The 8,603-nt window shown below is 63.5% G+C and carries 7 protein-coding genes; 2 read left to right on the top strand and 5 right to left on the bottom strand.

Annotated elements, in window-relative coordinates; all coding sequences use genetic code 11:
* Together LJE91_12580 and LJE91_12575 are read left to right on the top strand one after the other, a co-directional pair.
* Positions 1-1,526: molybdopterin-dependent oxidoreductase (locus tag LJE91_12580; protein MCG6869522.1), on the top strand; the 1,526-nt coding region annotated here is incomplete at its 5' end.
* Entirely contained in the window at positions 1,523-2,167 is a 645-nt protein-coding gene (locus LJE91_12575) for a rhodanese-like domain-containing protein (protein ID MCG6869521.1), read from the top strand. The genes LJE91_12580 and LJE91_12575, both read left to right, overlap by 4 nt.
* 452 nt (positions 2,168-2,619) lie before the next feature.
* On the opposite strand, the gene LJE91_12570 is transcribed toward LJE91_12575, so the two are convergent.
* The 5 genes from LJE91_12570 to LJE91_12550 form a co-directional block, all read right to left on the bottom strand.
* Positions 2,620-5,136: a heavy metal translocating P-type ATPase gene (locus LJE91_12570; protein ID MCG6869520.1), complete on the bottom strand. Its 2,517-nt coding sequence runs from the start codon at positions 5,134-5,136 to the stop codon at positions 2,620-2,622.
* Positions 5,137-5,212: 76 nt separating this feature from the next.
* Positions 5,213-5,881 (bottom strand): cytochrome c4, encoded by a 669-nt coding sequence (locus LJE91_12565; protein MCG6869519.1) that lies wholly within the window; start codon positions 5,879-5,881, stop codon positions 5,213-5,215.
* A gap of 2 nt (positions 5,882-5,883) precedes the next feature.
* A complete protein-coding gene (locus tag LJE91_12560) occupies positions 5,884-7,503 on the bottom strand; it encodes a cbb3-type cytochrome c oxidase subunit I (protein ID MCG6869518.1) in 1,620 nt (539 codons plus the stop codon).
* Between the two features lie 268 nt (positions 7,504-7,771).
* The gene (locus LJE91_12555; GenBank protein ID MCG6869517.1) at positions 7,772-8,257 is read right to left on the bottom strand and encodes a cytochrome C oxidase subunit II; all 486 of its coding nucleotides are present in this window, start codon (positions 8,255-8,257) and stop codon (positions 7,772-7,774) included.
* Positions 8,258-8,267: 10 nt separating this feature from the next.
* Entirely contained in the window at positions 8,268-8,420 is a 153-nt protein-coding gene (locus LJE91_12550) for a hypothetical protein (protein ID MCG6869516.1), read from the bottom strand.
* Positions 8,421-8,603: the final 183 nt, after the last annotated feature.

Genomic DNA, 8,603 nt, shown 5'->3' with positions numbered 1-8,603 from the left:
CCGAGGCCCTGGACCGGGGCGCGACGCTGATTACCGTCGATCCGCGCTTTTCCGTCGCGGCGGGTAAGTCCGACGTCTGGCTGCCGATCAAGCCGGGTACCGATATCGCCCTGCTGCTGGCCTGGATGAACGTCCTGATTGGGGAGAATCTCTACAACCGGGACTATGTCGCGCGCTACGCCATCGGTTTCGACCAGCTTGCTGCGCACGTCGCGCCGTTTACCCCGGAATGGGCCTGGCTGGAGACCGCCATCAAGCCGGACCTGATCCGCAGGACGGCGCGGGAGATGGCGCGTCACGCCCCCGCCACGCTGGTGCACCCCGGACGGCATACCACCTGGTACGGTGACGACACCCAGCGCGAACGCGCGATCGCGATCGTCAACGCGCTGCTGGGTTCGTGGGGTAGCAAAGGCGGGTACTACTATCCCGAAAAGGTCAAGCTGCCGAAGTACCCCTATCCGAAGTACCCGGAGCCGCGCAGCACCGCCACGGACGCGAACGGGGGGAAATACCCCTTCGCGAACCTCGGTGTCAGCAATGCCATGATCGACGCCTCGATCGGACCCGACGCACACTACAAGGGCTGGCTGGTCTATGGAACCAACCTGCCCATGACCGTCCCCGGGATCCGCGGCAAATTAGCTGCCGCGATGAACGCCCTCGATCTGGTCGTCGTGATCGACACCATGCCGATGGAGATCACCGGGTACGCGGATGTCGTGTTTCCCGAATGCACCTATCTGGAGCGCTACGACGAACTCAGGAACTCGCCGGAGATGGCGCCGTCGCTGGCGCTGCGGATGCCGGCCTTCGAACCGCGCTACGACTCGAAACCCGGCTGGTGGATCGCCAGGGAACTCGGCCTCAAACTGGGTCTGGATGAGTACTTCCCCTGGGAGGATTTCACCGAGGTGCTGGACTGGCAACTCAAGCAGGTGGGCAGTTCGCTGGAGGAGATGCAGCAACGGGGACTCAAGCCCTTTCCGCGCAAGACAGAGGCTTACCTTCGGCCCGGTGAGCAGAGACGGTTCAACACGCCCAGCGGCCAGATCGAACTCTTTTCGAAGCGACTGGAGCAGGCCGGCTTCGATCCGATGCCGGTCTACACGCCGCCGCAAGAACCGCCACAAGGCTATTACCGCCTGAACTACGGCAGGATACCGGCGCACTCCTTTTCCAGGACCACCAACAACGCGCAACTGTTCCAGCTTGCGCCCGAGAATGTCCTCTGGGTCAATCCGCTGGTGGCGACGGAACACAGCCTGAAGAACGGTAAGCACGTGCGGCTCATCAATCCGCAGGGCGTGACCAGCGATCCGATCCGTGTCCGCGTCACCGAACGGATCCGTCCGGATTCCGTGTTCATGGCGCATGGATTCGGGCATCGATCGCCCCGATTGCGGCTGACCTACGGCGTCGGCGCGGACGACGCCGACCTGATGACCAACGTCAGAATCGACCCCATCATGGGCGGAACCGGGATGCGCGCCAATTTCGTCACCTTCGTAAAGGAACCGACATGAAATCAGGCCTTGGGATACTCCTGCTAAGCGCCGCCGCTGTCACGTTGTTGTCTGGCTGCCAGGAACCGTCACCGGACGCTCAAGTGTCGGACAGTTCGCGTTTCGAGGCGGTGGCTCAGGCCGCAGCCCGGGGTGAGGACAGGGTGTCGCCCGATGAACTCGCCCGCTGGATCATCGAGGACCGGAAGGACTTCGTGCTCGTGGATGTCCGTGACGACGATGCGTATCGAGCGGGGGCCATCGAGGGTTCGCAACATCTTCCGATGACGGAACTCGTGGCGGGTGCGACGCTGGAGACCCTGCCGACCGATCGGAAGATCGTGATCTATTCCACGGGCAGCGAGAACGCGGCCAAGGCCGCGGTGATGCTCCGCCTTACCGGTCGCGACGCGAGACTGCTGACCGGCGGCTACAATTTCTGGGCGCAGCGGGTGCTGAACCCCGACATACCGGAGAGCGCCGCCGACGACGAACTGCCGGAGGTTGCCGAACGGCGCGCCATCTATTGCTACTTCGCCGGAGAGACGGCGCCTAGGGAGGCCCCCCCCGTGCCCTCCGAACCGGTCGGGTATGTACCGCCCGTCGCGCCAGCCACGTCGGGCCACGGCGGTGGCGCCCTGGTCACCGAAGAGGGTTGCTGAGGTCACTCGGGCCTGGTCATCTATAGAGACAAAGAGCGGTATCCACGCCTTGCGTTAGCGTAAAAAACACCGGCTTCGTGCCAAACAAACCCACCGCGTTGAAAAACACGGAAGATGACCGGATTCGGATCCCGATTGCCTGATTCTGTCAGCCAAGCGCTACTCCTAGCGCCTATAGTTTCAAAAATCCGTGCAGTGGGATCGCATGGTAAGGTAATTTTTCATCTTCTGGGGTGGATGATCGATATCCATAAAAGCGAGGGGGGAATGTGGCGATGTTGAGGTTGGTGTTTTCTCTGGCTCTGATATCGGCCGGAAGCTTGGCCGGCGGCGTTTACGCGCTCGAAGTGGGGATCACGCCGGAGTTGCAGACCGTAAACTACCGGGGCGGCGTCCCGTTCTGTGACTGACCGCCCGACGCGTTCCGCCCCGTACCGGCGCGGGGGATCCCATCAGGAGGTCGAACCGGATTCCACCCGTGACGGGGTATCCCCTGACGGCGCGGCCGTCGATGGATCGACGCTCACCCTGCGCAGACGCAGGGCATTGACAACCACCAGCAGTGAACTGAGCGACATGCCGATCGCGGCCGCCCAGGGTGGCACGAAGCCCATGGCCGCTGCAGGGACCGCGAGCAGGTTGTAGCCCGCCGCCCAGGCTAAGTTCTGGCGGATGATACGGATGGTGCGCCTGGCCAGTTCCCGGCTCCAGACGATCGCGTCCATCCCGCAGGAGAGCATCACGAACCGGCTGTTGATCTGCGCCAGCTCCGTGGCATCGCTGAACGAGATCGAGACATCCGCCGCGGCGAGTGTCGGCACATCGTTGATGCCGTCGCCTACCATGAGGACGCGATGTCCCTCCCGTTGCCTGTCCTGTATCCAGGTCATCTTGCCGGCAGGGGTCAGTCCCCCGAGGGCCTCGTCGATCCCCAGCTTCCGCGCGATACGGGTAACGGACAGAGGACTGTCGCCGCTCAGGATGACGATGCGCGAGACGCCGGCGTCTCGTAGTTGCCGGGCGATCGCTTCAGCCCCGGCCCTCAACCGGTCTCTCAGCGCGAACACGGCCCGCAGCCCGCCGGGGTCTCCAAGGGCGACGACCATGAACCCCGCCGCGCGCCACCGGCGAATCGTCTTCTCGAAGACCGGGGCCAGGTCGTCGTTACCGGCGACCCATTCCGGCGATCCCAAAAACCAGCGGTGTCCTTTTAGCACACCGCAGACACCGTGCCCCGGTTCGTTTCTCACCCGCTCGGCTTCGTGGGTCGGACCGGGCATCTCGCGCCGAAAGGCGCGGGCGACTGGATGTTCGGAATGTCTTTCCAACGCGCCGGCGCGGTCCATCATCGGTCCCGCGCCTTCCGGTCCCGGTGCGTAGCAATCGCAAACCCGCAACTGGCCGAGTGTCAGGGTGCCGGTCTTGTCCAGGGCCACCACGTCGGCCGTGGCGAGCGTCTCCATGGCCGCGGAATCCAGGGGCAGGACTCCCTGGGAGGCGTAGCGTCCCGCACTGACGGCCAGCGCTACGGGTGTCGCCAGCGCCAGGGCGCAGGGGCAGGTGACGATGAGCACGGCGATCGTCGCCGACAGCATCCGTTCGGGGTCCAGCCACCACCAGACGATGGCGGTGGTCAGGGCCACCACCAGCACGCCGGCGACGAACCATCCCGCCACCCGGTCCGCCAGCCGTGCCGCGGGCGGCTTCGAGCTCAGGCCCCGGTCGAGCAGATGGCGGATCTCCCCGACGGTCGAGTCCTCACCCACGCGTATCACCTCGACCACTACTGCCTGGTCGGTATTGCAGGAACCCGCGATGACCGGCTCGCCGGCCTGCCTCACCACCGGAGTCGACTCCCCGGTGAGGAGCGACTCGTCGAACGCACCCGCTCCCTCCGCCACCACGCCGTCGGCGGGCAGGAACTCGCCCGGCCGCACACGGATCAGGTCGCCCGGATTCAGCTCGGCGGCCGGGATCTCCGTCTCGGCGCCCGACGGACCGATACGCCTCGCCGTCTGGGGCACAACGCGTGCGAGGCGGTCCATGGCATCCGCGGCGTGAACACGGCCGCGCATCTCCAGCACGCGCGCCGCGAGGATGAAAAGGACGAACATGGCGATGGAATCGAGGTAGACCTCCCCGTGACGCTGTACTGTGGCGACCAGGCTGCCCAGCCAGGCGATGGAAAGGCCGAGCACGATGGGGACGTCCATGCCCAGGCGGCGATTGCGCAGGTCCCGCCAGGCGCCGACGAAGAATTCCTGTCCGGACCAGGCCAGTACCGCGGTGACCGCCGCCAGCATGGTCCAGCGACCCAGCACCTCCCACAGGGGCAGGGTGCCGTCCGCCTGGGGTCCGCCCATCCAGTAACTCGCCAGCGAGAACTGCATGACCGGCATGGCAATGGCGCCGGCGAAGATCAGCCGCTGCGCGCTGCGCCGCTTGCGGTCGCGAAGCAGCTTCTCCCGATGTGCGGTGTCGTAGGGATAGGCGCGAAACCCCAGGCTGGAGATGGCCTTCAGGATGACGCTCAGACGCGTAACACCAGGGTCCCAGCGGACATGCGCCCGCTGGCTGGTGTAGTCCATCTCGACACCCAGCACACCGTCCAGACGTCGGACATGCTGCTCGTTCAGCCAGAGACAGGCGGGACAGCGGATATCTTCCAGGATCAGGGAGGCCTCGCGCCAGCCCGCCCCCTGGCGCACGAAACTGCGCTGAACATCCTCGTTGTCGTAGAGCGCCAGTTTCCTGAGGATATCCGGTACCACCTCTGGTTCCGCCCGGGCAGTGGGTGCCTCACGGTATCGGTAGTAGTCTTCCAGGCCGGATTCGACGATGCTTCTCGTGACGGCCAGGCAGCCGTCGCAGCAGAACTCACGCGCTGCCCCCAGCACCTCGAAGCGCCTCGCAGGACCGGATGAAGCGGGCAGCCCGCAGTGAAAGCACTGACCGCGAGATTCAGCCATCCGGGCGTCGAATGCGAACGAATGAAAGGGGTGTTGACCGGGGACCGTTTACGTTCCCCGGTTACCCACTGCGAGCCTACTGGGCCAGGGTGCCGTAGTAGGCTGCGAGGGACTTGATCTCCGCCTCGGTCAATTGCCCGGTGATGGCCCGCATCCGGCGATAGACGTCGTTCTCCCGCTTGCCGCTCTTGTAGTCCAGCATGGTCTTTTCGAGGTAGGCCGGAAACTGGCCCGTCAGCGCGGGCATGGTGGCGACATCCCGTTTCAGGACGCGATTGCCTTGACCGCTGCGGCCATGGCAGGAATTGCATGCGGGGATCAGTCGCGGCCCGTCGCCCATTTCTGCCAGTAGGGTCGCGGTCTCGTCACCACCGGGTTTTCCCGGCGGTAGCGGCAGGGAGGCGTAGTACGCCGCCAGGTCTGCCATGTCCTGATCGGAGCGGTCCCCGACCAGGGCCGACATCAAGGCATCCTGCCGTTTCCCGTCCTTGTAATCCCTGAGCTGCTTGTAGAGATAGGTCGGGAGCTGCCCGGCAAGGCTGGGCCAGTTGGGCGAGGGACTCGTCCCTTCGCTGCCGTGGCAGGAGGCACACTGACCGGAGAGTTGCTGACCGCGTACCGCGTCCCCTGACGCGAGCAACTGCAGGGTGTCACGGTCCCAGGCCACCTGGGAGGAAGGCCCGGCGGCGGCACCGCCCACCAGGGTTGCCACAATCGGAATCAAGGCCAGTGAGCGTCTTTTCATGACTACCATCCCCAGGGGAGCGCGTTCTGTGTGTTCATCACGAAAAACTGGGCGATCGGATACCCCCACCCGGCAATCATGTAGATCAGGATGATCGAGTTCCACAGCGTGAACCCGTTCAGGGGTGCGGGCAGACTGAGGACGGGGTGGATCGGCTCGGCGAATTTCAGTTCACGATCCGCCTCCCGCGCCCGATTCACCTGGGTCATGACAAGATTGTAAATCAGCATCACGGCCGAGACTGCCAGCACGACGCCGCCAATGGCCATGGCAAACAGCGTCGATTTCCAGGGATCGACGTAGACCGGATCGTACGGCATCAACGCGGTACGCCGCGGCATGCCGAGCAGACCCACGTAGTGCCACGGGATCGTCAGGATCAGCATGCCGATGAACCAGACCCACAGTTGCTTGACCGCCAGGGACTTCGAGAAGAGTTCCCTTCCAGTCATCTTCGGCCACAGGTGATAGGCGATGGCGAAGTACATGATGATCGTCGTGCCGGCAAAGATGAGGTGAAAATGGGCCGGTACCCACATGGTATTGTGCACCATGGTATTCATGCCGTAGCTGGCATTGATCATCCCACCGAAACCGCCGGCGGTCAGCATCAGCAGCGCCAGCGCGGTCGCTACCAGCATGGGTTCGTCCCAGGGCAGGGTGCGAATCCAGCCGAACAGGCCCTTGCCGCCACGCAGTCGCCCGGCAAGCTCCAGGCCCGCCAGGACGGTAAATCCGGTGATCAGTGTCGGCACCGCCACCATGAAGGTGCCGAAGGCATGGAACAGTTTCCATCCCGCCGCCTGGAATGGATCGACATAGAGGTGGTGCATCCCGATCGGCAGGCTGAACACCAGCAGCATGATGAAGGCCACACGTGCCATCTCGTCACTGAACAGCCGGCCGCCGGCTACCCGGGGCACCAGCATGTAGAAGGCCTGGTATGCCGGGATCAGCCAGAAGTAAACGATGGGGTGCAGGGTCCAGGCGAACAGCGTTTTGGCCAGGCCCACATCGACGGAATCGATCCAGCCAACAGACAGGGGGATCAGTTGGAACACGACCTCCAGGGCCACACCGACCAGGGTCCAGCCCCACAGCAGTGCGTTGGCCGTGGTGGTGAACATGATCAGGGGGAGGGGTTGGCCTGGGTTTTCCCGTTTCCACCGGATCGGCATCACGATCATGATGATGATCCAGGCGATCGAGCCCACGACCAGCAGGGCCGCGCCCACGTAGAAGGTCCAGTGCGCGGTCAGCGGCGGGTAGAACGTATAGAGTACCGTTCCCTGGCCGGTGACGATGGCATAGACCACGAGCAGCACACCGACCAGCATCATCAGAAACCCACCCCAGGCGAGTCCCGGACTCCAGATCGGTCGTTTCAGGCTGCTCGAGGCACAGTAGTAACCGAATCCCACGATAAAAAAGGTGGTCAGCACGTAGGCCATGATCACGCCGTGCGCAGTGACTGAGGTGTAGTATCCTTCCGCCCACGCCGGGATGTATTCGGCACGCTCGAGCACCTGGTACAGGCCAAGAAAGGCTGCGACCAGAAACGTGATCATGGCCACCCACATGTGACTCAGGGCCAGGCCGTTCGGTTTCTCCCTCTCAGTCATTCGACTCACTCCAGACGTGTTGTTTTAGGCGATTGCCGGAAAATGGCATACCAGATCGCGCCGGGTGAGCTGCGAAGCAGTGAACGGCTTGGGCAGGAAGCCCAAGACCGGTGCCCAAGCAAAGCAGGGACAGCGCCGCGCCGGGATCGTTTGTCATCAAGGCGCGACAACAGGCACATAGTCCGAACTATGTCACTGTTGTCGCAACACAGAGGACGGACGACAAAGACAAGCAGGATGGTATGTCATTTGACAGAAATCGCCTTATTCAGCCCTGTTTGGGCGTGATGGTGACCCGGCTCCACATGTCGTGATGCCCCAGCCCGCAATACTCGTTGCAGTACATGGGGAAGGTGCCAGTGTTCTGGAGCACCGTATTGACCTCCGAGACGAAACCCGGGATTACCATGGTATCCACGTTCGTACCGGGAATGTGCAACCCGTGCAACGAATCCGGTGTGGCGAAGCGGAAGGTGATGGGAGTGTCCACGGGCACCTCGATGTGCTGCGGATAGAATCCGTATCGCGTGGCGACCATCGCGACCCTGACCGACCCGTCCGGCTGGGTCCTGGCGCCCAGGTTGTCCTCCGCAAACTCCTCGGTCAGATGCAGGCGGGTGGAGTCGATGACCTCCACGTTGCTGGGAGGATGGATGTCGCCTGACCAGGCGGTGTAAAAGATTACCCCCAGCATCATGGCGGTGAGCAACCCCACCACCACGACCCAGGTACGTTCAAGCGGATCGATATGCATGGGACCCCCCTCAGTTCACCGGGCCGTGCGCCAGAAAGCGGCCAAAATAAAGCGCCAGCCAGGCGAGCCCCATGATCAGGCCGTAGCCCAGTATGATGGCAAGCGTGCCCTTGGGAGCACTCTCCAGGATCTGTTTCTGTTCCTCGGGACTCAGGTCACTCACAGGACGATACCCTCCTTAACGATTCAGGCGATTGCCGGAAAATGACATACCAGATCGCGCCGGGTGAGCTGCGAAGCAGTGAACGGCTTGGGCAGGAAGCCCAAGACCGGTGCCCAAGCAAAGCAGGGACAGCGCCGCGCCGGGATCGTTCGTCATCAAGACGCGACAACAGGCGCATAGTCG

The organism is Gammaproteobacteria bacterium, from assembly GCA_022340215.1.
GTDB lineage: Bacteria > Pseudomonadota > Gammaproteobacteria > JAJDOJ01 > JAJDOJ01 > JAJDOJ01.
Note: the sequence above shows the minus strand (reverse complement) of the source record. Positions and strands in the feature narration are given on the sequence as shown.